Here is a 24,554-nt window from a genome sequence, read left to right on the forward strand (position 1 = left end):
CGGCCAATGACTAATACGTCGCCGCCTTCTAAGGTGGCGTGGTCGTAATTAATATTCTCGTCGCCGAAATACTTAATAAAATCGCCGTCGGCAAACGCCGGGTGCCAGCGATATATTGCCCGCAGGTTATTGGTTTCACGCTGACGCGCCGGTTTGGCCATTGGGTTAATAGAGACGCCGTTATAGATCCAGCAGGAGGTATCGCGGGTAAATAAATGGTTCGGCAGTGGCTTCATAATAAAATCATTCGCCGTGTGGGTATCCACCACCATATTTTTAATGGCTGCCGGAATTTCACCGTAGGTTAATCCGCCGCTCAGCCTGCGCGCCAGTTCCCGGTGCGGCATATCCGCCAGCCAGCCGCGCACGTCGCCAGCAAAGGTTGGGCCGAGGCGGTAGTCAGAGATTTGCGTCTCCAGCAGCCAGGCTTTCGCCTCAGCGATATCAAGGGTTTGTGTCAGCAGGTCGGTCAGCAGCAGGACTTCCACCCCCTGCTCACGCAGCGTGTTGGCGAAGATGTCATGCTCCTCACCCGCCCGCTCAACCGAGAGCACGTCATCAAATAGCAGCTCCTGACAGTTTGAGGGGGTTAACCGTTTCAGACTTAAATTTGGGCGGTGCAGCATAACGCTACGCAATTGACCAATTTCAGAACCGACGTAATGCTTTTCCATAATTATTCCTTTAACTGTTTTTCAGAATAAAAAGGGCATGCGCCATGTCATGTATTTAATTGCATGGCGGCTAAGCTCAATTGATTTCGTGGTTCATACTAGGCAGTTAAATAATCCGTATTGTGATATTGCTCACGCGAAAATGGATATTAAGCGGTTTGTTTTCATTTGCATGATTCGCATCAGATAATGATTAATTGGCTATTCTGGCGAGGTGAATAGCTAAGCACTATCCGTTGTCATTATTTGCAGTTGTTAGTGTTTTGTAGAATTTAATGCTTTGAAATATTTTGTTAAGATATTGATTTTAAATGTCTTTGTGGTTTTCGTGGAATGACTATGCAATATTGCTAATTAACTATTTTTGGCTTAAGGAAAATCAATAAATATTTATTGAATTTAATAGCAAATTATCAAAGTGCTAAAATGTGAAGCGGTAGCCAGTTTTGTTGTTAAGGCCTGACGATCAATGAGTTAGCGCAAGGGCGGGATAACGAAGAGCTGAAGATATGCATAATGACTGCATAAATGCCTGCGAGGGCTTAACAGCAAATTAACACCATTCCCGATAAACATGCGTTCGCGCAAAACCCGTCTAAAAAGCGCTGGTATGGCAGTCGGGATTCTCGTATAAAAGATAAAAATGAAACGATGTTTTATATCGAGGGTTTTCTGATGATTATCGGCAACATCCACCATCTGCACTCCTGGCTGCCTGACGAGCTGCGACAGGCCATTGAGCACGTTAAAACTCACGTCACCGACACCACGCCGCTCGGCAAGCACGACGTCAACGACAGCAGCCTGTTTTATCTGGTCTCTGAAGATACAACCCAGCCGTTCGCCGAGCGTCGCGCCGAGTACCACGCGCGCTATCTGGATATTCAGATCGTGATGAAGGGACAGGAAGGGATGACATTCAGCACCCTGCCGCCCGGCACGCCGGACACCGACTGGCTGGCGGACAAAGACATCGCGTTCCTGCCGGAAGGCGAGCAGGAGAAAACCGTGGTGCTGAGCGAAGGGGATTTTGTGGTGTTCTGGCCGGGTGAGGTGCACAAGCCGCTGTGCGCGGTGGGGGCACCTGCTAAGGTCAGGAAAGTGGTGGTGAAGATGCTTGTAGAGTAACCCCTCTCCCAAGGGGAGAGGGTGTAAAAGTCCCCTCTCCCTGTGGGAGAGGGTTAGGGTGAGGGCATCAGGCCGCACCTTCCAATTTGTGATCCAGCTTAAATTTCCCGCACTCCCTCTCCATCTCTCATTTACCTGCGCTTTTCCTGCGTCATAGTATGATCGTTAATTTAACGAACACAGTTCTATAATGTAGAACAAAATGATTCAGCAAGGAGATCTCATGCCGCAGTCCGCGTTGTTCACGGGAATCATTCCCCCTGTCTCCACCATTTTTACCGCCGACGGCCAGCTCGATAAGCCGGGCACCGCCGCGCTGATCGACGATCTCATCAAAGCAGGCGTTGACGGCCTGTTCTTCCTGGGCAGCGGCGGCGAGTTCTCCCAGCTCGGCGCCGAAGAGCGTAAAACCATTGCCCAATTTGCGATCGATTATGTCGATCGTCGCGTGCCGGTCCTGATCGGCACCGGCGGCACCAACGCCCGTGAAACCATTGCGCTCAGCCAGCACGCGCAGCAGGCGGGGGCGGACGGCATCGTGGTGATCAACCCTTACTACTGGAAAGTGTCGGAAGCGAACCTGATCCGCTATTTCGAGCAGGTGGCGGACAGCGTCACGCTGCCGGTGATGCTCTATAACTTCCCGGCGCTGACCGGGCAGGATCTGACCCCGGCGCTGGTGAAAACCCTGGCCGATTCGCGCAGCAACATCGTCGGCATTAAAGACACTATCGACTCCGTCGCCCACCTGCGCAGCATGATCCACACCGTCAAAGCCGCCCATCCGCACTTCACCGTGCTGTGTGGCTACGACGATCATCTGTTTAATACCCTGCTGCTCGGCGGCGACGGGGCGATTTCGGCGAGCGGCAACTTTGCCCCGCAGGTGTCGGTGAATCTTCTGAAAGCCTGGCGGGATAAAGACGTGGCGAAAGCGGCTGAGTATCATCAGACCTTACTGCAAATACCGCAGATGTATCAGCTGGATACGCCGTTTGTGAACGTTATTAAAGAGGCGATTGTGCTCTGCGGCCGCCCGATTTCCACGCACGTGCTGCCGCCCGCCTCTGCGCTGGACGAACCGCGTAAGGCGCAGCTGAAAACCCTGCTGCAACAGCTCAAGCTCTGCTGAGCCGGACGATAACCATGACCATCGAGAAAATTTTCACCCCGCAGGACGAGGCGTTTTATGCCGTCATCACCCACGCGGCGGGGCCGCAGGGCGCGCTGCCGCTGACCCCGCAGATGCTGATGGAATCCCCCAGCGGCAACCTGTTCGGCATGACGCAGAACGCCGGAATGGGCTGGGATGCCAACAAGCTGACCGGCAAAGAGGTGCTGATTATCGGCACCCAGGGCGGCATTCGCGCCGGGGACGGACGCCCGGTTGCGCTGGGCTACCACACCGGCCACTGGGAGATCGGCATGCAGATGCAGGCGGCGGCGAAGGAGATCACCCGCAACGGCGGGATCCCGTTTGCGGCCTTCGTCAGCGATCCCTGCGACGGCCGTTCTCAGGGCACGCACGGCATGTTCGACTCCCTGCCGTACCGCAACGACGCGGCGATCGTGTTTCGCCGTCTGATCCGTTCCCTCCCGACGCGCCGGGCGGTAATAGGCGTGGCAACCTGCGATAAAGGGCTGCCCGCCACCATGATTGCCCTGGCCGCGATGCACGACCTGCCGACCATTCTGGTGCCGGGCGGGGCGACGCTGCCGCCGACCGTGGGGGAAGATGCGGGCAAGGTGCAGACCATCGGCGCGCGCTTTGCCAACCACGAACTCTCCCTGCAGGAGGCCGCCGAGCTGGGCTGTCGCGCCTGCGCCTCGCCGGGCGGCGGGTGTCAGTTCCTCGGCACGGCGGGCACCTCGCAGGTGGTCGCGGAAGCGCTGGGCCTGGCGCTGCCGCACTCCGCGCTGGCGCCGTCCGGGCAGGCGGTGTGGCTGGAGATCGCCCGCCAGTCGGCGCGGGCGGTGAGCGAGCTGGATAACCGGGGCATCACCACGCGCGACATCCTGACTGACAAAGCCATCGAAAACGCCATGGTGATCCACGCGGCGTTCGGCGGCTCGACGAATTTACTGCTGCACATTCCGGCCATCGCCCACGCGGCGGGCTGCACGATCCCGGACGTTGAACACTGGACGCGCGTCAACCGCAGGGTGCCGCGCCTGGTCAGCGTGCTGCCCAACGGCCCGGACTATCACCCGACCGTGCGCGCCTTCCTCGCGGGCGGCGTGCCGGAGGTGATGCTCCACCTGCGCGATCTCGGTCTGCTGCACCTGGACGCCATGACCGTCACCGGCCAGACGGTGGGCGAGAACCTCGACTGGTGGCAGGCCTCCGAGCGCCGTGAGCGCTTCCGCCAGTGCCTGCGCGAGCAGGATGGCGTGGATCCGGATGACGTGATCCTGCCGCCGGAGAAGGCAAAAGCGAAAGGGCTGACCTCAACGGTTTGCTTCCCGACGGGCAACATCGCGCCGGAAGGCTCGGTGATCAAGGCCACGGCGATCGACCCGTCGGTCGTCGGTGAAGATGGCGTTTACCGCCACACCGGCCGGGCGCGGGTGTTTGTCTCGGAAGCGCAAGCGATCAAGGCCATCAAGCGGGAAGAGATCAAGCAGGGCGATATCATGGTGGTGATCGGCGGCGGGCCGTCCGGCACCGGCATGGAAGAGACCTACCAGCTCACCTCCGCGCTGAAGCATATCTCGTGGGGCAAGACGGTGTCGCTCATCACCGATGCGCGCTTCTCGGGCGTGTCGACGGGCGCCTGCTTCGGCCACGTGTCGCCGGAGGCGCTGGCGGGCGGGCCGATTGGCAAGCTGCGCGATAACGACATCATCGAGATAGCCGTCGACCGACTGACATTAACGGGCAGCGTGAACTTTATCGGCACCGCGGATAACCCGCTGACGCCGGAGGAGGGGGCACGCGAGCTGGCAATGCGGCAGACGCACCCGGACCTGCACGCCCACGACTTTTTGCCGGACGATACCCGGCTGTGGGCAGCATTACAGTCCGTCAGCGGCGGCACCTGGAAAGGCTGTATTTATGACACCGATAAAATTATCGAGGTAATTAACGCCGGTAAAAAAGCGCTCGGCATTTAATTATTTTCTGAGATAAAACCGTCTGCGGGAAATATTCCGCGGGCGGTTTTTGCGTGTCTTTATTTTATCAATTTAAACAATAAGTTGCGATATATCGTTGGCGTCACAAAAGCAAAATAACGTAATTCGGAAATAAGATATGACCATTGCTGGTTAATTGAACAGCTCATTACACTCCATTAACACGATGTTGTAATTCAGCACACTACATAAGGGTGTAATTCTGATGACGCAATTAACCATGAAAGACAAAATTGGCTACGGGCTGGGTGACACCGCCTGCGGCTTCGTCTGGCAGGCTACCATGTTCCTGCTGGCCTACTTCTACACCGACGTCTTCGGCCTGTCGGCGGGCATTATGGGGACGCTGTTTTTAATCTCCCGCGTGCTCGACGCCGTGACCGACCCGCTGATGGGGCTGCTGGTCGACCGCACCCGCACGCGGCACGGCCAGTTCCGCCCGTTCCTGCGGTGGGGCGCCATCCCGTTTGGCATCGTCTGCGTGCTTACCTTCTACACGCCGGACTTCTCCGCGCAGGGCAAAATCATCTACGCCTGCGTGACCTACATTCTCCTGACCCTGGTCTACACCTTCGTTAACGTGCCGTACTGTGCCATGCCGGGCGTCATTACCGCCGACCCGAAAGAGCGTCACGCCCTGCAGTCGTGGCGTTTCTTCCTGGCGGCGGCGGGATCGCTCGCCATCAGCGGCATTGCCCTGCCGCTGGTAAGCATCATCGGCAAAGGGGACGAGCAGGTGGGCTATTTCGGCGCCATGTGCGTGCTGGGCCTGACCGGCGTGGTGCTGCTCTACGTCTGCTTCTTTACCACCAAAGAGCGCTACACCTTTGAGGTGCAGCCGGGCTCGTCGGTGGCGAAAGATCTCAAGCTGCTGCTCGGCAACGGCCAGTGGCGGATCATGTGCGCGTTCAAGATGATGGCGACCTGTTCCAACGTGGTGCGCGGCGGGGCGACGCTCTACTTCGTCAAATACGTGATGGATCACCCGGAGATGGCGACCCAGTTTTTACTCTACGGCAGCCTCGCCACCATGTTTGGCTCGCTCTGCTCGTCTCGTCTGCTGGGCCGCTTCGACCGCGTCACCGCCTTCAAGTGGATCATCGTCGCCTACTCGCTCATCAGCCTGCTGATTTTCGTCACCCCGGCGGAGCACATCGCGCTGATTTTCGCCCTCAACATCCTGTTCCTGTTCGTCTTTAACACCACCACGCCGCTGCAGTGGCTGATGGCCTCTGACGTGGTGGACTACGAGGAGAGCCGCAGCGGGCGACGCCTGGACGGGCTGGTGTTCTCCACCTACCTGTTCAGCCTGAAGATTGGCCTGGCGATTGGCGGGGCGGTGGTGGGCTGGATCCTGGCGTACGTCAACTACTCCGCCAGCAGCAGCGTGCAGCCGGTAGAGGTGCTGACCACCATCAAAATTCTGTTCTGCGTGGTGCCGGTGGTGCTCTACGCGGGCATGTTCATCATGCTGTCGTTCTACAATCTCACCGACGCGCGCGTGGAGGCCATCAGCCAGCAGCTGATCAAGCACCGCGCGGCGCAGGGCGAGGCCGTTCCTGACGCTGCGACAGCCGCATCCCATTAACCGGAGGCACTATGCAAATCACCAACCCGATACTCACCGGCTTTAACCCGGATCCGTCCCTGTGCCGCCAGGGCGAGGACTACTACATCGCCACCTCGACCTTCGAGTGGTTCCCGGGCGTGCGCATCTACCACTCCCGCGACCTGAAAAACTGGTCGCTGGTCAGCACGCCGCTGGACCGCGTGTCGATGCTGGACATGAAGGGCAACCCGGACTCCGGCGGCATCTGGGCGCCGTGCCTGAGCTACGCCGACGGCAGGTTCTGGCTGCTCTACACCGACGTGAAGATTGTCGACTCGCCGTGGAAAAACGGCCGCAACTTCCTGGTTACCGCGCCGTCCATCGAAGGGCCGTGGAGCGAGCCGATCCCGATGGGCAACGGCGGGTTTGACCCGTCCCTGTTCCATGACGACGATGGCCGCAAGTATTACCTCTACCGCCCGTGGGGGCCGCGCCACCACAGCAACCCGCACAACACCATCGTCATGCAGGCGTTTGACCCGCAGACCGGCACGCTCTCGCCCGAGCGTAAAGCCCTGTTTACCGGCACGCCGCTCTGCTACACCGAGGGCGCGCACCTGTATCGCCACGCGGGATGGTACTACCTGATGGTTGCCGAGGGCGGCACCAGCTACGAGCACGCCGTCGTGGTGCTGCGTTCAAAAACAATCGACGGGCCGTACGAGCTGCACCCGGACGTGACGATGATGACCAGCTGGCACCTGCCGGAGAACCCGCTGCAGAAGAGCGGCCACGGCTCGCTGCTGCAGACCCACACCGGGGAGTGGTACATGGCCTACCTCACCAGCCGCCCGCTGCGTCTGCCCGGCGTGCCGCTGCTGGCCTCCGGCGGACGCGGCTACTGCCCGCTGGGACGCGAGACTGGCATCGCCCGCATTGAGTGGCGCGACGGCTGGCCGTACGTGGAAGGCGGCAAGCACGCGCAGCTGACCGTGAAAGGCCCGCAGGTGGCCGAGCAGCCTCGCGCCGCTCAGGGTAGCTGGCGAGAGGACTTCGACGGCAGCACGCTTGACCCTGAATTGCAGACCCTGCGCATTCCGTTCGACGACACCCTCGGCTCGCTCACCGCGCGCCCTGGCTACTTACGGCTCTATGGCAACGACTCGCTCAACTCGACATTCACCCAGTCGACCGTGGCGCGCCGCTGGCAGCACTTTGCCTTCCGGGCGGAGACGCGGATGCAGTTCTCGCCGGTCCACTTCCAGCAGAGCGCGGGGCTGACCTGCTACTACAACAGTAAAAACTGGAGCTACTGCTTTGTGGACTACGAGGAGGAACAGGGGAGAACCATCAAGGTTATTCAGCTCGACCACAACGTGCCGTCATGGCCGCTGCATGAGCAGCCGATTCCGGTGCCGGAACATGCAGAGAGCGTCTGGCTGCGGGTGGACGTGGATACGCTGGTCTACCGCTACAGCTATTCGTTCGACGGCGAGACGTGGCACGCCGTGCCGGTCACCTATGAAGCGTGGAAGCTGTCGGATGACTACATCGGCGGGCGCGGCTTCTTCACCGGCGCGTTTGTGGGGCTGCACTGCGAGGACATCAGCGGCGACGGCTGCCACGCGGACTTCGACTACTTCACCTACGAGCCGGCCTAACGGCTCAGGCCGGGTAGCCCAGCGCGCGTGAGAGCTGGAGCCCGGCCTGCTGAAGCTGCTCGCGGAAATCAGCCAGTTCTGCGTCGTCCACGCGGGAGGTCAGGGTCGACAGGCTCAGGGCGGCTATGACGCGGGATTCATGGTTCCACACCGGCACCGCCACGCAGCGCACGCCCTGCTCGTTCTCTTCGCTATCCAGGGCATAGCCCTGCTCGCGGGTCTGCGCCAGGGCGGCCATTAATGCTTCGCGAGAGGCGAGGGTGGAAGGGGTGTAGGTGGTGTAGTGATAGCCCTCCAGCAGGGCATTCAGCTCGGCTTCGCCCAGCCAGGCAATCAACACCTTGCCGATGGCGGTGGCGTGAACCGGCAGACGGCGGCCAATGCGCGAATAGGCGATGGCGGCCAGCTTGCCTTCAATCTTCTCGATATAGACCCCTTCACGCCCGTCCAGGATCCCCAGATGGGTGGTCTGCCCGGTACGCTGGGACAGCTCCGTCAGCCAGCCTTTCGCCTTCTGCCGAATATCCATCGAGCCCACGACAAAATGGCCGCGCTCGACCAGCTTCATGCCGAGGCGATATTTGCCGTTCTCCGGGTTCTGATCGATATAGCCGTGTAGCTGCAGGGTTTTCAGCAGCGAGTGGAGGGTACTCTTGCTCAGCCCCATCAGTTTGCTGATGTCGGTGATCTTAAGCTCGGTGGCCTGCTCGTTGAACAGGTCGAGGATCTGCAACGCACGTTCAACAGACTGAATAATCGGCATAATGCTGGCATGTCCACGCTGGAATTAAGGCGAAAACGTACCTTTTTCGGGGTGAAAAATCAATGAAATGGAGCTGGCCTGATTCGCCCGGCGGCGCTACGCTTGCACGGGCCTACGGGTTGTGTAGGCCGGGTCAGCGCAGCGCCACCCGGCAAGAAGAGCGCGCAGTATCAATATCATTGCCGGTACGTCGTTTGGCTCAGTTCGGTATAGTCAGGTTTCTTGAAAATTCAACAGCAGAAACTGACTGTACCTTCCATAAGTTGTCTTCTTTAACCATGCAGTCTATGACTATGTGGTCCTGCTTTTTACCGAATGCAATGTATACGTTGACACAGACTGGATCGGTATCCCCGGCTATGGCTGTTACATTCTGCGGCCAGTCATCGCCGATGTATTGCGCTTTTAAAAATATATCGGCCTCGTAAAACTCTTCGTCTGCATAGTGAGGATCCTGCGCGTGACGGAGTTTTTTCATTGTTGATGCTGTGACATATTTATCTATTTCGTTTCCATCAGTAATGGGAAATACGTCTTTGTTGATTTGATTTACGTACCAGCTGTTAAATTTTACAGCACGCTCAATCGGGTCAGAATGGCCGGCCATAGCAGAGAAAGAAAACAGGCAGCAAAGAAGTAAGGTGCTTTTCATATTAGTAGTGCCTGTAAAAGGTGATTTTTGGCTGTATCTTCCGATATCTCTGGCCGGGATAAAGACTATTCTGTTTAAAATCTGAATACCAGGTACCCGAACCGTCATAGATGCATGCATGCCCGTTCTGATGCGCACCAGGCAATGCGTCAATGACTGCAACATCACCCTCAATGAGGGTGCCGTACACCTTGCTGAATCCTGCTTTCTCAAGAGAGCGCCAGAAGTTTTTTGCATCAGCGCCATTAATTTCTAATCCTCCGGCGCGGATAGCCGCGGCTACGGCGCGAGCGCAGTAACCCGTGCTGTAATGGTGCGCGTGGCTGCGAGCATAAGACACAGCCTCGTGCTTATTCCATGACATAAAATCATCCTTATTAATGAAATGAAGTAATAAGGAAATATTACGCCGATAATATACGGTGTTTTGTAATTGATAATGACCTGATATTAACCATTATCTACTCAGTAAATAATGGTTAATAAAAATATAAATATCTATTATGGTTAATGCGTATCTGAGAAAACATCACTAAAATGAATTTTTCTGCCCGACGATAACGCTGTTGTCGTTTTTAGGGTTTTCTCCCTCTCCCCGTGGGAGAGGGCACCAGACCGCAGAGGAGTCAATCACTCCCCAAGCGTCGCCACCATCACCGCCTTAATCGTATGCATCCGGTTTTCAGCCTGGTCGAACACGATGCTCGCCGCCGACTCAAACACCTCGTCCGTCACTTCCATCCCGCCGTGCAGATCGAACTCTTTCGCCATCTGCTTGCCGAGCGTGGTCTGGTCGTCATGAAACGCCGGCAGACAGTGCAGGAACTTCACGTCCGGATTCCCGGTGAGCGCCATCATCTGCGCGTTCACCTGGTACCCGCGCAGCAGCGCAATCCGCTCCGCCCACTTCTCTTTGGCTTCGCCCATCGACACCCACACGTCGGTATAGATAAAGTCCGCCCCCTTCACGCCCGCCGCCACGTCTTCCGTCAGGGTGATTTTCCCGCCGTGCTTTTCCGCCAGCGCGCTGCACTCTGCCACCAGGCTCTCTTCCGGCCAGCAGGCCTTCGGGGCCACCAGGCGCAGATCCAGCCCGGTCAGCGCCGCCGCTTCCAGCATCGAGTTGCCCATGTTGTTGCGCGCGTCGCCCGCGTAGACCAGCGTCATCTCGTTAAACGCCTTGCCCGGCAGGTGCTCCTGCATGGTCAGCAGGTCCGCCAGCAGCTGCGTCGGGTGGAAATCGTTGGTCAGCCCGTTCCACACCGGCACGCCCGCGTACTGCGCCAGCGTCTCGACCACTTCCTGGCCGTGGCCGCGATACTGAATGCCGTCGTACATCCGCCCGAGCACGCGCGCGGTGTCCTTAATTGATTCTTTATGCCCAATCTGGCTGCCGCTCGGCCCTAAATAGGTAACGCGCGCACCCTGGTCAAATGCGGCAACTTCGAAAGAGCAACGGGTACGGGTCGAGTCTTTTTCGAAGATGAGCGCGATGTTTTTACCGGTAAGCTTTTGTACTTCCTTGCCCTTTTTTTTATCGGCCTTGAGCTGTGCGGCAAGGGTCAGCAGAGAAGTGAACTGTGCAGGGGTAAAGTCGAGCAATTTCAGAAAGTGTTTCTTGTACAGATCAGACATTTTATCCTCACATGGTGAACGCCACTTATTGAATTAAAATTCACTTTATATGTGTAATTATTCATTTGCAACCCCGTTTCACAAATCTTTCCAACAAAGGTGGAGGCAAACCCGTCCGTGTGTGAAAATAGAAGTATCTGCCGCACTTTAAAGAGGATTGAGCCATGGCAAACCCGGAATTACTGGAAGAGCAACGCGAAGAGACGCGTCTGATTATTGAAGAGCTGCTGGAAGACGGTAGCGATCCGGACGCGCTGTACACCATCGAGCACCATTTCTCTGCGGATGATTTCGACGCGCTGGAAAAAATGGCCGTGGAAGCCTTCAAGCTGGGCTACGAAGTGACCGAGCCGGAAGAGCTGGAAGTGGAAGAGGGCGACACCGTCATCTGCTGCGACATCCTGAGCGAAGGCGCGCTGAAGGCGGAGCTGATCGACGCGCAGGTCGAACAGCTGATGAACCTGGCCGAGAAGTTTGATGTGGAATACGACGGCTGGGGAACCTACTTCGAAGATCCGAACGGTGAAGACGGCGAAGAAGGTGACGACGAAGATTACGTCGACGAAGACGACGACGGCGTGCGTCACTAAGCGTTTCAGGCGGTGGCGCGCGCCACCGCTTTTTCAAGGCAGAACCATGGATTACCCGCAGATACTCGCCCCCGTACTCAACTTCCTCCAGTGCCCGACCCCGCAAGCATGGATTGATAAAGCCCGCGACCCGGCAAACCTGCCGCTGCTGCTCACCGACCACATGGTGTGCGAGCTCAAGGCCGCCCAGACCGCGCTGCTGCTGGTGCGTAAATACGTCGCCGACGAAAGCGGTGCCGACGCGCTGCTCGACTGGCTCAAACCCTACGAACAGTTCACCTTCCGCGACGGCCCGGAGCCTGACTTCATCGCCCTGCACAGGCAGATTGGCAAAAGCGTGATGCCCAAAACCGACGACCCGTGGGGCCAGGCGCTCATCGACAGCATGGTGCTGCTGATTAAAGAGGAGCTGCACCACTTCTGGCAGGTGCGCGAGGCGATGCTGGCCCGCAACATTCCGTACGTCAAAATCACCGCCAGCCGCTACGCCAAAGGGATGCTGAAGGAAGTGCGCACCCACGAACCGCTGACGCTGATCGACAAGCTCATCTGCGGCGCCTACATCGAAGCCCGCTCCTGCGAACGCTTCGCCGCGCTGGCCCCGTTCCTCGACGACGACCTGCAGAAGTTTTATCTCTCGCTGCTGCGCTCGGAAGCGCGCCACTATCAGGACTACCTGACGCTGGCCCAGCAGGTGAGCGACGACGATATCTCACCGCGCATACAGCTTTTTGGCGAAATTGAAGCCACACTTATCTCGACACCGGACAACGAGTTTCGCTTCCACAGCGGCGTGCCGGTATAAACCGGCATAACTCAAGGATAAGGATGCGAGATGAATAAAACGTGGACCCGTATTGTGATTGTCGTCGTCGCGGCCGCCGCCGTGGCGTTCTGGGTATTCTTCGATAAGCAGCGTGCCCCCGAACACCAGATTGATACCACCCTCAACGCGATGCCCGCCTGGCAGGTGATTAAGGAGCAGGAGCCCGCGCTGCATCAGCGCATCCTCGACCAGATGGCCGCCCTGCAAAAAGCGGGCGAGCCGGAGCAGCACATTATCGACACCATCCAGCCGCAGATCCTGCATCTGCAGATGACGCGCCTGCAGAACGCCCCGGACGCCAACGTGGTGAACTACATGACCATCAATATGGAGCAGACCGCCGCCATCCAGAAGGTGAGCGACGACGCCTGCTTCCGCTTCCTTTACCCGATGGTGAAGGGTGGCATCAACCCGATGCGTATGCTGGATAAAGACCTGATGGCGCGGCGCATGCAGGCCGACGCCGACATGATGCGCGCGGCCTACGGAAAAAATCGCCACACCGTGACCCCGGCCGAACGCGAGGCGGCTGTCGAAGACGTGCGGCCGATTATGAAGGAACTTGCCGATAAGTACGGCGAGGACATCCAGCTGCTGCAGATGCCGGAAAAGGCGGCGGGCAAAGAGAAGCTCTCCTGCGATATGGTGCAGGAGATGTGGGCCAAGGTGCTGGCGCTGCCGGAGCAGAAGGCGGCGAGGGTGATTCGGCTGGCGGTGTCTGAGCTGGACTGACGAAGGGCGCTGGTTTTTTGGGCACTTAGCGCGGGTTTCGCGCGTCGTCGCTTGCATGGCGGCGCGCGACAGGTATAATCCACAACGTTTCCGCATCCCCTTCAGTGCCGAAGTGGCGAAATCGGTAGACGCAGTTGATTCAAAATCAACCGTAGAAATACGTGCCGGTTCGAGTCCGGCCTTCGGCACCATTAGTACTTCCCAGACCATCCGAGAAAGTCCATCAAACCCTTTAAAATCAACGTTTGCAGCGATTTTACGTCCTGAGTTGTCCGAGGTAGTCCGTTGAAATCCGGATGTCATTGGGGGCATAATTGGGGGCATCTTAACTTCGATAAAAAATGTGCCCCCAGATGAAGCTCAACGCCAGACAGGTCGAGACCGCAAAGCCAAAAGACAAAACCTACAAAATGGCCGATGGCGGCGGTTTGTATCTTGAGGTTTCGGCCAAGGGTTCTAAATACTGGCGCATGAAATACAGACGCCCCTCTGACAAAAAAGAGGATCGCCTTGCCTTTGGTGTTTGGCCTACGGTGACGCTTGCTCAGGCAAGAGCAAAGCGTGACGAGGCTAAAAAGCTCTTAGTACAGGGCATTGACCCAAAAGCCGAACAGAAAGAAGCTCAGGCTGAGAATTCGGGGGCATACACTTTCGAAACAATTGCTCGTGAATGGCATGCCAGTAACAAGCGCTGGAGTGAAGACCATCGATCACGCGTTCTACGCTATCTTGAGCTTTATATCTTCCCTCATATCGGTTCGTCCGACATTCGGCAGCTTAAAACTAGCCACCTGTTAGCCCCGATTAAAAAAGTTGATGCCAGTGGCAAACACGATGTCGCTCAGCGCCTGCAACAGCGCGTCACGGCCACTATGCGTTATGCCGTACAGAACGATTACATCGACTCAAATCCAGCAAGTGATATGGCCGGTGCGCTATCGACAACCAAAGCGCTACATTACCCCGCTTTACCTTCAAGCCGGTTCCCTGAGTTTCTTGCTCGTCTTGCTGCATATCGCGGTCGGGTAATGACGCGGATCGCGGTCGAGCTTTCCTTACTAACTTTTGTGCGTTCCAGTGAGCTACGTTTCGCGCGTTGGGATGAGTTCGACTTCGATAAATCTCTCTGGCGAGTACCTGCAAAACGAGAAGAAATTAAAGGCGTGCGTTACTCGTACCGTGGCATGAAGATGAAAGAGGAGCATATCGTTCCGCTTAGTCGGCAGGCGATGATTTTGTTAGACCAGTTAAAGCAGATTAGTGATGATAAAGAACTGCTGTTTCCGGGGGATCATGACGCAACTAAGGTTATGAGTGAAAACACGGTGAACAGCGCATTACGTGCGATGGGATATGACACGAAAACTGAGGTCTGCGGGCATGGATTTAGAACAATGGCGCGTGGTGCATTGGGTGAGTCGGGGTTATGGAGTGATGATGCTATAGAGCGACAATTGAGCCATTCAGAGCGAAATAAAGTACGTGCAGCTTATATTCATACATCTGAGCATTTGGATGAACGTCGTATGATGGTGCAATGGTGGTCAGATTACCTTGATGCAAATAAATCGAGCGAAGTGAGTCCATACGATTATGCTAACAATAAAAGGGAGTAAACTATTAAGAGGTTATTTTTTTAGTTAATGTGAGTATATTGAAGTATCAATGGTCAAACGATGCCTTAATATACTCACTGTTTTTATTTCTATTCTTCTGTCATTTCATCTTCTAAATTTTTGAGTATTTCGTCTAAGGCATCATGTGGTAAAGTACTTGTATCTGATATGTATTTTATTTCTACCTGTTGAAATCGACTACGCCAATTATCAATTGTCCTAGGTGTTTTGGTTTTCCAGTTAATGTCATTGGTGAAATATTTAATATCATTATCATCTAAATATGCCAGCCATATCCCTCCTTCTGAAGAGAGCATTATTATCCCTTCCATATAGGTATACATTCCTCTAACGCCGCCATAAAAAACTTTGGCCTCAAAAGTATCTAGATTTTCGCCTTCACCGATACCTTCCATTCTTTTTTTAAAATCAAAATAATATGATCCTAAAACATTGTATATTCTTTGTAAGTCAAGTTCGTTTAAAAATCCTAGTTCAAAAAGGTTATCACTGGACCATTGGAATTCACCACTAAATATTACGCCCATACCTCTATGGCTTGAACAATCAGCTGTTTCATCTATAGATAGAAATTTTTTCCCATCAACTATGTTGCGTCTGAAACTGATTTCACCATATTCACCATTCTGGTTTTGTATTTTTGCATACGCCATATCTCTTGAGACAAAGACAGCTTGTGATGTTATTTTACCAGAATGAGAACCACTATAAACTGATAGGTCAAATAAAAAACCAGCTGAGGATGTTTCTCTTATGAATAAATGTCCTCCATAGCTTCTATTATGATTGTAATTAATCCATTCGCCCCACCATACAGGGGCACTTGAACCGCTTTGTAACGAACCGACGCTTGAGTCTTTCAGTGCATATTTTAAAGCATGTTCAAGTCTGCCTTGTAATATACCTCTTACTTCAGACTTGGTATCATCTTGTGGATCGTAACTATAAGTGACAACTCTGCGCCCGCGTAAATCAAAAGGTAATTCTTCTGGCCCACCAAAAAATGTGTTTTGTATAAGAATTATTCTATCCCACCCTAATTGAGAAATAGCGAATCCTAGCTCAATTAAAACATTTGGGTTTGAAGTTTTTTTGCTACTCTCAGAAGCATTAATAATCGAAACGTCTGCTATAAAAACATCTGATGTCGATATTTTTTTAAAAATCGTATCGCTTATTGATGGCGAGCCAGGGGTTCCAACAGTATCTCGATCCAGCACAGGTTCAACGGTTTCACTTGCATCTTTTTTTATCGCAGATAAAGCTTTTTTTAAAGCGCCCTCAATTATATTTCTATTCGATTTTGACGGTAAATCGGATTGCCAAGAGTAAAATATTATTCTTTTCATTTTTAACTCCTCAATATTAATGTTCTGATTGAATTGGTGGTTATAGTATTACCAGTTTACCATTGCTTCTGTTTTTTTCATCTCATCGAGTTCTGTTTAACATCTAAGAAGAAGAACTCTACGGGTGTCAATTTTAAATTTCTCAAACTTACTTTTACTAATTTCATCTATATAGAATAAAGCCTTGCCATTGTTGCATTGTCTCAAGATAAATTTGTCTTGGTATCGTCCAACTACAACTTTTTCATCATCTGTTTGCCAAATTCCACCAGGAAAAAAACTATGGTAATTAAGTCCGAAGAAATAGGAGAAACTAAGGAAGGCTAGGACTGCCAACATACATGGCTTAGCATTCAATGAGTAATATACAGTTTCTTGCTTAATAGCTTTTGGAATTAAGAATAACAAGCATATAAAAAGAATATGACTAGAGCCAAGATTTATTACAGCCATGACATTTAAGGGCTGGTGATGGCTTAAGACAGCAATTCTTATGAATTTTGTGATAAGTGCTACAGCAACAAATAAAATAAAAAATTTGGTGGGGATGCGTATAAATAGAGTTAGTGTGATAAGCGTTATTATTACAACTGATAGTTTAAGTAAGGTGTTAATGACCTCATTTGTATCTAAATAAATATAATATGACGGATAGCCAAAAAACATAGCTTCGCCACTTTTGAAAGCATAAACTGAAATGAACATCATTGTTGAAAGGATTGTGGCTGCTGAGATCTCATTCTTAATTTTCATGATTACCCTGTAATTTAATATTTAATCTCTCTAATGATGAAAATTTAAGATTCATCATTTTGTTGCTTAAATTTCGAATCAGCTCAATGTAATTGTATTACAAGTGTTATAAGGCTACATCATTTATGATTGAAAGGTCATCAATTTCTAATAATGCTTCTGATGTTGGCGCGCAATGCTCTCCCCGCCCCGCCTGCCCGCTTAAGGGGGCGCTTTTAATGCAGATGCATTAGCGGCCTCAGGGCGCGCCAGTGCTGGATCTGGTGGGGGATTCAGTGTCGGTAAAACGCATGCAAAACCATGCACCTTATGCATGCATGGCTTTTTTACGTAAAAATGGCGGGATTTTCGGGGATTTTTGAAAGGACTACTGCGCAGCCAGTTCTGCACGGCGGCGGGTGTAAATCAGGTTCTGTGCAGGTGTGAATTTTTCACGACTCTCATCGCGCGAAGCCGCGTCAGGCCTGAATCCGATGGCCGTTAAAATGTCATTATCCTGCACCGAATAATTAATTTTTTCACCGGCGACCAGCCAGAGCTGTAGCGCCTCACGCAGACAGTCGAGTGAGTGCTGCATGGCACAGTGCTGAACGGCGGGGTGTTGCCCGGGATAATTCATCAGCTCCGGGGTAAGTGCGGCGGCCAGCTCCGCGCCGTTCGCCTGCATAAAATCATTCAGATAGCTACGTATGCTGATGCGATGCACCTCTTCATGCGAACGGATATAGCGACCAATACCCTGATTAACTTTCCTGATTTTTACCTTGCGGTCCTTGGTCTTCAGATGAGGTTGTTACAGAAGTATCTTTGATAGCATCGTTATCCGGAGGATTGTTTGAAAGCCAAGCTTCGAATATATACCCGAATTTAGAACCAAGATAGATATCTTCAGTTTGGGATATAATATATCCTACAACAGCAATAATGGCGGATGTGTAGATGATTAAAAATAATAAAAATAAGCCTATTTCCTTGCTTTCCCAGAAAGATGATATAGAGTCCCATCCTGCATAAACAAATATAGCAACTGAAAATAAACCGAATAAAATGGATATCGAATAGGACCTGCGCACTGCCTTATCGTTTACACTAAAACCTTTTTTCGGATAATTCCCAATAGTTGTGTTTTTAAGAAAGCCTCGTAGACGTACATCCAATGAGCTAATATTTTCATAAGCCATAAATGAAACTAGCTGATGGCAATGCCATACAGGTAAATAGATTCCAAGTTGTTCATATAAAAGTTTCATCTGAACAAGGGTATGTGGTGTAGATACTTTTTCCTTTAAGGTGTCTATCTGCGATAGGAATTCAACTTTTTTATCAGCAGGGATTTTATCAAATTGGTACTTCCTCTTAGGTTGAGGAGGGCCAAATCTTTTGCCTGCCCAGTCAATGATTTTTTTAATCAAATACAGTGCTACCGGTATGATTAATCCCTTTATAATATCACCCTCAGATGCCAAAGACATTATTAAACTCCTTGAGAATTTAGATTGCCAATTAAGTTTGCTTGCTCAATATATAGGGTTATAAATCCAAATGAATTATCAGTGGATTAAAAGCACCTTCAATTCGTTCTTAATCATTTAATGTTGGTCCTATAACTGTTAACCTTCCCGTTGATAAAAATAGGGCGATGTAGATTCATTATTGCCGCTTCCATGGCAACTTCATAAAGAGGCATATTTAATTAATATCCCATTCAGCCATGTCTCATCTCTGTCCGGGCGGTTATCCTGAGTCGCCCACAGCGAAGCGATCTCCATCCCCGAAACAGCCTTCAGCAACTCCCGCAACCCCTCTTCATCCAGATCCGTAAACCGCCTTTCACCCTGCACGCGCTCACCGTTGCCGTACTTAAAGGACACATACCAGACGCCGCCAGGCTTAAGCGCATCCGCAAGCTTCTGCATCACCGCAGGCAACTCAGAAGAGGGGACATGCAGCAAAGATGCACAACACCAGATCCCATCGTACTGCGCTTTACCGTCGATCTCTGAAAACGTCATCAACTGCACGGGTAACCCGGTATGTTGCCTTGCCAGTTCCACCATCGCGGAAGAGGCATCAAAAGCATCCACCTCATAACCCATCTCATGAAAGGCTTTTGCGTCCCGGCCTGAACCGCAACCCGCATCCAGAACCCGGGCACCATGAGGCAGATGCTGGGTAAAGGCCTCGTAAAGCGGGGTCATATCGACATTGACCGTGCCATCGAAGAAATCCTGTGCGTGGTTCTGATAATAGTGAAGAGTCATTAAAACGTTGCCTCGCCTTCCGCGTTGGGTTTCCAGGTATGGATAAGTTTGTCCAGCGCAGCCTGCCAGTTGCGCTGAAGAAAGCTTTTTCGTGCTTCAGGACGTTGCCCCGTCTGTAGAACAATCGTCTCATGTAACGGCAGTTTGCTCTGAATAAAATACTCATTGCGGGTGTGTAACCGCTGCAGGAGCCTGAGCTCGGGAATGCGTGCAGATTTGCCTTCAACGCCACGGTTACAACATCGACAGGCCAGCACTAAGTTCCATACGCCGTTAATATTGCTCACTTCATGGCGGGCAGCCCAGGGAATAAAGTGGTCGACGTCCGCCAGTTCTGCGTCTCCCGGTACCAGGCTAATGGGTTTGAAGCAGTAAAAACATCGTCCTTTCTGATAACCATTCAGGCTGTCGCGGCAGCTGGTGATGTCTACGCGACGCTTATTCACCCTTGTGAACAACAGCTGATTATCTTCGTCGAACTCTACGCCCACAAGGTTACGCGAAATCCCCATCGACCAGGCCTGTTCCACCAGGTTCCAGCGGGCATTGGTTTCAAAGGCGAGGTTTTTATACTGGAGGCGTTCGCCCAGTAAAAAGAAGTTATGCGTCAGGCGGATCCCGTTGTTGGTTTTGCGTTCATCAAGGAAAAAACGTTTATCGATCTCGCCCTGGTTCACGTAATGAAAGGCATCAATCACGTTGTTAAAGCCAAGGCGCACCGTCGCTTCAATGAGCTGGGCGTGGGTGATTTCACCTCTGTTGAACTTCAGGCAGGTTTCCAAAAATTGACTACTGCGGGAGGTGATCTGTTTTGGCGCATGTTTCAGGTGCTCGCAAAGATAACGGCTGAACGGCACAGCAAGCTGGTCGAGCGTAATCAAATCGCTGCCTGTCTTATCCACTTCATACAACGCTGACGCCAGCGCAAATTTGTAAGATGCGACGTTCCTTCCAAAGAGGATCACACCACGCCAGTAGTTCTCAAGCGTCGGATCGGCCTGATAAAATTCCATCAATGAAGTCCTGTTACGGTTGGCTGGGCAGGGCGTTACTAAAGCCTGTAACAGGATCACATAACAAAATCAGGGTGATGTAAATCGTTAATCTATAGGTTTGATCAATTTTTGTGGGATCTGAGAAGAGGGGCTGGATGCGATGAATTTGTCGTCTAAGGTACTTTAGCGAATGAATAGATTTCTGGATGAGGAAAATAAGACTGATTTTCAAGCCAGCGATTTACCAGTATCCCCCAAACCCATTTCCTGAATCCCCCTCGTATTTCCCAATTTTACCTGTCGCAAAACCGCTGTATTTATCTTCAGTTCTGTATAATAGGCAGCAGTAATTACGCCAGTCGGAAAAACGCCTCTTCATGGGGATGTCCTCATGTGGCTTATGAAGACATTACTAACATCAGGGAGCAGGTCACTCTGCCAGCGGTTCGGTCTTGCCCCTGAGGCTACATGGTCAACTTGATAAACTTAGCTTCCTGACTCACCTCTGATGTTACCGCCTAACGGCCTTACACGTTGTCTTACCACCAACGGGCTATTGTCTGAAAATCAGAGGACTCTCGGAAGAAAACCTTCTTATGTCCGATTGCGTAGGAGTACGATAAGCCAATAAATCATTATAGATAAAAGGGTTATCTATGGCTCTACATGGAAAGTTCGTAATTAATGATGCGTACTACTCCCCGTTATCGTTTCCTGGTATAGGCACGTTTTTAGCTTTCTCTGGTAATGGTGCTTACCGTAATCGTGGGGCATGTGGAATGATCCCCAAAGAGGGGCCAGTACCAGCGGGTAAATACTGGATTGTTGACCGCCCTCAGGGTGGACTCAAGTCACAGCTAAACACAGTGGGAAGAGACATTTATAATCACTTCGCCAATGGTGCAACGTTCAAACATTCTGAATGGTTCGCATTATGGCGTGATGATTGGGGGATCGACGATTACACATGGATTGAGAGCGTTCAGCGTGGCAATTTCCGTTTGCACCCAGGCGTACTATCAGAAGGTTGTATCACTCTCCCACATGATTCTGATTTTGCCATGTTGCGTAATGCTCTGTTGAGAAGCCAAAAAATAGATGTTCCTTGCATGAGGAAGCTACAGGCATACGGCACGATTGAGGTGATCTCCAATGGCAAAACATGCCCTTAGTTTATTCATCAAGATAGTGCTGTTCGCTGTTGTTGTGCTGATCGTTGCTGAAATGGTTCCGTATGATGGATTAGTTAATTCTATTACGGGGCTTTTTGATTTCCAGAGCGCCGACAAGTTTACCCGCTTCATTTTGGGTGAACCTGATTTAGAAGTTTGGGAATCGTTAGACGGCTATTTTAGCATCTTAATCAATACATTAATCAGCGTACCTGTCATGAGCGCCATAACCACGGCGTACAGTGGCGCGACACACAAAGTTAGTCCAGCTGGCATCCCCAGAGAGTGGTTCAGTTCCACACTGCGACGGTTAGCTAAAATCTTCGGGTTTACCTTCCTGTTTTGGGCGTTATTTCGCTTGCTGCCTTATCAGTCTTTATTCCCGGATCAAACGTATTCAAATTTCACAATGGCGGCGATTGTGGGCTTTCAGTTGCTCTTAACGATTGTTTGCTACTGGTTCATCACGAAGAAAATCACAACTAAAAGGAGTTTGTAAAATGCCTATTCCGGCTTACATGTGGCTTAAGGACGATGGCGGCGCAGACATTAAAGGAGCCGTAGACGTTCAGGATCGTGAGGGGAGTATAGAGATTGTTGGCTTTAGCCATGGTCTGAACATTCCAGTAGACAGTGCCAACGGGAAGATTACTGGCAAGCGTTCACATTCTCCGATGATGATTGAAAAGGAGTTTGATAGCTCCAGCCCGTACCTATACAAAGCCGTTGCCACCGGTCAAACGTTGAAAAGTGCGGAGATTCGCTGGTATCGCATTAACCATGCAGGACAAGAAGAGTGCTACTTCGTCATGACCATTGAGGGTGTGAAAGTGACGGGCATTAACCCAGGGATGCCAAACGCTAAAATGGCAGGAAACTCGCAGATCAACCACATGGAATCTGTTTCCCTGATGTATGACAAAATCACCTGGCGTTATGTTGATGGTAATGTCCAGTATACGGACGATTGGAACGTAAGAGCGTAACAAATAGAAAGGAGGCATTGAGTGCCTCCTCTTTATTAACGCTTATCCTCTCAAAGGAGCCTGTCCGTAATGCTGTGTAACTGCCATCGTATTAAAGGTGATCGCTCAGTCGGTCACCGAACTTGATAATAAAACGACGCATTGCCAGCCCGCAGATCGGCGAATGGTTGCTCTGAGGTTCATGCGGACGCTCACCTTATATTCTGATAGTCCTCGCTGCTAATTTCTCTGACCCAACCCTTTTCCTGAATCCTCCTCGCAAAATTCAAATTTACCACCTCCAAAACCGCTGTGTTTATATTCAGCTCTGTATAATGAGCACCAGAAATTACGCCGAACGGCAAAGGAAGTATCAAAGAAAATTTAACGAGGAATTCGCGATATGAAGGTGCTGCAACACCCCCATACCGCTAACCACAACAACTACTGAGGAGTTGAAAATGGCTGCGACGAATTTTAAGCCAGAGTTTACCGTTTGCAAAACAGAATCAGACGCTTTCACCGGCATGAATGAAAACCGCGAGCTGGTACGCAAAAACAGCGCCCGCCGTCTTCACGGCAACCAGACCAACGCGGCACCCGTCCATCCCCGTGCCGAAACGCCGCAGGACAGTGCCGCCTGCTGCGAACTCTATGCTCGCATAGACATGAAATATCTTCTCCTGGGCGGCGACTGGCTAACCCGGGCAGGTTTTATCAACGGCATGCCCGTAAAAATCCGCGCCATGAAAGACTGCATTGTAATTACGCCGCAGCATACAAGAGAATTATGGGGATGCCTGGAAGGTATGAGCGTGGTGAATATAAATAAGCAGAAAGTCGCGCAGTGGTTAAAAACATTTCCAGGAGCGTTGAACGACACCGGCGATATTCCGGTAATTAAGCGCAACGCCTGATAAATATCCCGGCCCTGCGCCGGGATTATTATTTAAGCTGCGTTTCAAAACACCGGCACCCCCAGCCCAACCTTCACCTCCCTCAACGTCTCCTGCGTCACCCCCTGCGCCCGTTCGGTCCCGCGCTTCAGCATCGCCATCAATTCCCCCTTGTCCTGCATATACATCGCCCTCCGCTCCCGCATCGGCGCAATCAGCTCCTGCAAACACGCCTCCAGCTCGTTCTTACAAACCCGGTCACCCAGCCCGCCCGCCTGATAGTGCGCCTTCATCGCCGCCACTTTCTCCTTGTCCGGATGAAACGCGTCGAGGTACGTAAACACCACGTTCCCCTCAATCTGCCCCGGGTCGCTCACCTTCAGGTGGTTCGGGTCGGTGTACATGGCGCTTACCGCGCGATGGATGGTCTCTTCGCTGGCAGAAAGGTGCAGCGTGTTGCCCAGCGATTTCGACATCTTGGCGCTGCCGTCGATGCCGGGCAGGCGGCTGGTGTCGCTCAGCATCGCCTTACAGTGGCGCAGCACCGGGGCGGGCAGCAGGCTATTCATCTTGTGCACAATCTCGTTGGTCTGCTCAATCATCGGCAGCTGGTCGTCGCCCACGGGCACGCACTCGGCCTTAAACGCGGTGATGTCCGCCGCCTGGCTGATGGGGTAGGCCATAAACCCGACCGGCAGCGAGCGGGCGAAGCCTTTCTGTGCAATCTCGTTTTTCACCGTCGGGTTACGCTCCACGCGGGCGACGGTGACGATGTTCATATACAGCATCGTCAGCTCGGCGAGGGCGGGCAGGGCGGACTGCAGGCAGATGGTGGTCAGGTTCAGGTCGATGCCGGCGGCGAGGTAGTCGGCCAGCACTTCGGGGATGTTGTCGCGGATCTTCTGCGGGTTGCTGCCGTTGTCGGTCAGCCCCTGAAGGTCAGCAATCAGCACAAACTGGTTGTGCGTCTGCTGGAGCGCCACGCGCTGGCGCAGCGATCCGACGTAGTGGCCAAGATGCAGCGGGCCGGTTGGGCGGTCGCCGGTGAGGATGGTTTGCGTGTTCATAAAGACTCCTTAACGTTGTAATGCCGAAAGGGGTCTGAGATGTGAGAAAGCCGCCTTTCGGCGGCTATCTGAAAATGGGGAAAACTACTCCGTGCCGCCTTTAAGAAGGCAGCC

Annotated in this window: 25 protein-coding genes, 1 tRNA gene and 1 pseudogene; 14 read left to right on the plus strand and 13 right to left on the minus strand. The window is 52.6% G+C overall.

Going from position 1 to position 24,554, the window contains the following annotated elements; translation table 11 throughout:
• Window positions 1-674, minus strand: a 674-nt coding sequence (locus ACVCAM_RS04305; protein WP_447093538.1) for an arginine deiminase family protein, incomplete at its 3' end; no start/stop codon positions are given.
• Between the two features lie 675 nt (window positions 675-1,349).
• Between ACVCAM_RS04305 and ACVCAM_RS04310 the strand changes: the two genes are divergently transcribed.
• The 5 genes from ACVCAM_RS04310 (at window position 1,350) to ACVCAM_RS04330 (ending at window position 8,147) form a co-directional block, all read left to right on the plus strand.
• Window positions 1,350-1,802 (plus strand): YhcH/YjgK/YiaL family protein, encoded by a 453-nt coding sequence (locus tag ACVCAM_RS04310; RefSeq protein WP_407223777.1) that lies wholly within the window; start codon window positions 1,350-1,352, stop codon window positions 1,800-1,802.
• 223 nt (window positions 1,803-2,025) lie between these two features.
• Entirely contained in the window at window positions 2,026-2,934 is a 909-nt protein-coding gene (gene yagE, locus ACVCAM_RS04315) for a 2-keto-3-deoxygluconate aldolase (protein WP_407223017.1), read from the plus strand.
• A 14-nt stretch (window positions 2,935-2,948) separates the two neighbouring features.
• On the plus strand, window positions 2,949-4,916 hold the full coding sequence (gene yagF / locus ACVCAM_RS04320) for a YjhG/YagF family D-xylonate dehydratase (protein ID WP_248211870.1): 1,968 nt from the start codon (window positions 2,949-2,951) through the stop codon (window positions 4,914-4,916).
• 226 nt (window positions 4,917-5,142) lie between these two features.
• The gene (locus tag ACVCAM_RS04325) at window positions 5,143-6,525 is read left to right on the plus strand and encodes an MFS transporter (RefSeq protein ID WP_248211871.1); all 1,383 of its coding nucleotides are present in this window, start codon (window positions 5,143-5,145) and stop codon (window positions 6,523-6,525) included.
• An 11-nt stretch (window positions 6,526-6,536) separates the two neighbouring features.
• Window positions 6,537-8,147 carry a glycoside hydrolase family 43 protein gene (locus ACVCAM_RS04330; protein WP_407223018.1) on the plus strand — a complete coding sequence of 537 codons (1,611 nt, stop codon included), beginning with the start codon at window positions 6,537-6,539 and terminating at the stop codon, window positions 8,145-8,147.
• 4 nt (window positions 8,148-8,151) lie between these two features.
• On the opposite strand, the gene xynR is transcribed toward ACVCAM_RS04330, so the two are convergent.
• The 5 genes from xynR to argL form a co-directional block, all read right to left on the minus strand.
• Window positions 8,152-8,910, minus strand: coding sequence for an IclR family transcriptional regulator (gene xynR, locus ACVCAM_RS04335; RefSeq protein ID WP_248211873.1), 759 nt, complete (start codon window positions 8,908-8,910; stop codon window positions 8,152-8,154).
• 199 nt (window positions 8,911-9,109) lie between these two features.
• The gene (locus ACVCAM_RS04340) at window positions 9,110-9,562 is read right to left on the minus strand and encodes a DUF3828 domain-containing protein (protein ID WP_155023642.1); all 453 of its coding nucleotides are present in this window, start codon (window positions 9,560-9,562) and stop codon (window positions 9,110-9,112) included.
• 1 nt (window position 9,563) lies between these two features.
• On the minus strand, window positions 9,564-9,926 hold the full coding sequence (locus ACVCAM_RS04345; protein WP_003862937.1) for a hypothetical protein: 363 nt from the start codon (window positions 9,924-9,926) through the stop codon (window positions 9,564-9,566).
• A gap of 266 nt (window positions 9,927-10,192) precedes the next feature.
• A complete protein-coding gene (argF, locus tag ACVCAM_RS04350) occupies window positions 10,193-11,197 on the minus strand; it encodes an ornithine carbamoyltransferase (RefSeq protein WP_407223019.1) in 1,005 nt (334 codons plus the stop codon).
• Window positions 11,167-11,262 carry a putative translational regulatory protein ArgL gene (gene argL, locus ACVCAM_RS04355; protein WP_216293074.1) on the minus strand — a complete coding sequence of 32 codons (96 nt, stop codon included), beginning with the start codon at window positions 11,260-11,262 and terminating at the stop codon, window positions 11,167-11,169. Before argL ends, argF begins: the two co-directional genes overlap by 31 nt.
• A 99-nt stretch (window positions 11,263-11,361) precedes the next feature.
• Here argL and rraB point away from each other — a divergent pair, with 99 nt between their 5' ends.
• The 5 genes from rraB to ACVCAM_RS04380 all read left to right on the plus strand — a co-directional run bounded on the left by rraB (window position 11,362) and on the right by ACVCAM_RS04380 (window position 14,961).
• The gene (rraB, locus tag ACVCAM_RS04360) at window positions 11,362-11,787 is read left to right on the plus strand and encodes a ribonuclease E inhibitor RraB (protein WP_008501374.1); all 426 of its coding nucleotides are present in this window, start codon (window positions 11,362-11,364) and stop codon (window positions 11,785-11,787) included.
• A 46-nt stretch (window positions 11,788-11,833) separates the two neighbouring features.
• Window positions 11,834-12,592: a tRNA isopentenyl-2-thiomethyl-A-37 hydroxylase MiaE gene (gene miaE / locus ACVCAM_RS04365; RefSeq protein ID WP_126766021.1), complete on the plus strand. Its 759-nt coding sequence runs from the start codon at window positions 11,834-11,836 to the stop codon at window positions 12,590-12,592.
• A 30-nt stretch (window positions 12,593-12,622) separates the two neighbouring features.
• Complete coding sequence (locus ACVCAM_RS04370; RefSeq protein WP_407223020.1) at window positions 12,623-13,345, plus strand: topoisomerase II; 723 nt, start codon at window positions 12,623-12,625, stop codon at window positions 13,343-13,345.
• 106 nt (window positions 13,346-13,451) lie between these two features.
• Window positions 13,452-13,536: transfer RNA gene (locus tag ACVCAM_RS04375), tRNA-Leu, on the plus strand.
• 162 nt (window positions 13,537-13,698) lie between these two features.
• Complete coding sequence (locus ACVCAM_RS04380; protein ID WP_407223021.1) at window positions 13,699-14,961, plus strand: tyrosine-type recombinase/integrase; 1,263 nt, start codon at window positions 13,699-13,701, stop codon at window positions 14,959-14,961.
• 89 nt (window positions 14,962-15,050) lie between these two features.
• On the opposite strand, the gene ACVCAM_RS04385 is transcribed toward ACVCAM_RS04380, so the two are convergent.
• The 6 genes and pseudogenes from ACVCAM_RS04385 to ACVCAM_RS04410 form a co-directional block, all read right to left on the minus strand.
• Complete coding sequence (locus ACVCAM_RS04385; RefSeq protein WP_407223022.1) at window positions 15,051-16,331, minus strand: hypothetical protein; 1,281 nt, start codon at window positions 16,329-16,331, stop codon at window positions 15,051-15,053.
• 96 nt (window positions 16,332-16,427) lie between these two features.
• The gene (locus ACVCAM_RS04390; RefSeq protein ID WP_407223023.1) at window positions 16,428-17,084 is read right to left on the minus strand and encodes a hypothetical protein; all 657 of its coding nucleotides are present in this window, start codon (window positions 17,082-17,084) and stop codon (window positions 16,428-16,430) included.
• A gap of 367 nt (window positions 17,085-17,451) precedes the next feature.
• Window positions 17,452-17,829, minus strand: a pseudogene (locus tag ACVCAM_RS04395) (phage polarity suppression protein); the annotation flags it as partial.
• Window positions 17,828-18,556, minus strand: a complete 729-nt coding sequence (locus ACVCAM_RS04400) for a hypothetical protein (protein ID WP_407223024.1) — start codon at window positions 18,554-18,556, stop codon at window positions 17,828-17,830. The pseudogene ACVCAM_RS04395 and the gene ACVCAM_RS04400, both read right to left, overlap by 2 nt.
• Before the next feature lie 201 nt (window positions 18,557-18,757).
• Window positions 18,758-19,345, minus strand: a complete 588-nt coding sequence (locus ACVCAM_RS04405; RefSeq protein WP_407223025.1) for a class I SAM-dependent methyltransferase — start codon at window positions 19,343-19,345, stop codon at window positions 18,758-18,760.
• The gene (locus ACVCAM_RS04410) at window positions 19,345-20,358 is read right to left on the minus strand and encodes an HNH endonuclease (RefSeq protein ID WP_407223026.1); all 1,014 of its coding nucleotides are present in this window, start codon (window positions 20,356-20,358) and stop codon (window positions 19,345-19,347) included. Before ACVCAM_RS04410 ends, ACVCAM_RS04405 begins: the two co-directional genes overlap by 1 nt.
• Before the next feature lie 638 nt (window positions 20,359-20,996).
• Between ACVCAM_RS04410 and ACVCAM_RS04415 the strand changes: the two genes are divergently transcribed.
• The 4 genes from ACVCAM_RS04415 (at window position 20,997) to ACVCAM_RS04430 (ending at window position 23,394) form a co-directional block, all read left to right on the plus strand.
• Complete coding sequence (locus ACVCAM_RS04415; protein ID WP_008501362.1) at window positions 20,997-21,512, plus strand: DUF2778 domain-containing protein; 516 nt, start codon at window positions 20,997-20,999, stop codon at window positions 21,510-21,512.
• Window positions 21,493-22,011: a hypothetical protein gene (locus tag ACVCAM_RS04420; RefSeq protein ID WP_023293388.1), complete on the plus strand. Its 519-nt coding sequence runs from the start codon at window positions 21,493-21,495 to the stop codon at window positions 22,009-22,011. The genes ACVCAM_RS04415 and ACVCAM_RS04420 overlap by 20 nt, the downstream gene beginning before the upstream one ends.
• A 1-nt stretch (window position 22,012) precedes the next feature.
• Window positions 22,013-22,498 carry an Hcp family type VI secretion system effector gene (locus tag ACVCAM_RS04425; protein ID WP_008501360.1) on the plus strand — a complete coding sequence of 162 codons (486 nt, stop codon included), beginning with the start codon at window positions 22,013-22,015 and terminating at the stop codon, window positions 22,496-22,498.
• 440 nt (window positions 22,499-22,938) lie between these two features.
• Window positions 22,939-23,394 (plus strand): SymE family type I addiction module toxin, encoded by a 456-nt coding sequence (locus tag ACVCAM_RS04430; RefSeq protein ID WP_320737366.1) that lies wholly within the window; start codon window positions 22,939-22,941, stop codon window positions 23,392-23,394.
• Window positions 23,395-23,438: 44 nt separating this feature from the next.
• Here the strand turns inward: ACVCAM_RS04430 and trpS are convergent, their stop codons facing one another.
• Window positions 23,439-24,440 carry a tryptophan--tRNA ligase gene (gene trpS / locus ACVCAM_RS04435; protein ID WP_407223027.1) on the minus strand — a complete coding sequence of 334 codons (1,002 nt, stop codon included), beginning with the start codon at window positions 24,438-24,440 and terminating at the stop codon, window positions 23,439-23,441.
• Between the last annotated feature and the right edge of the window lie 114 nt (window positions 24,441-24,554).

Source organism: Enterobacter sp. CFEC122 (genome assembly GCF_052983755.1).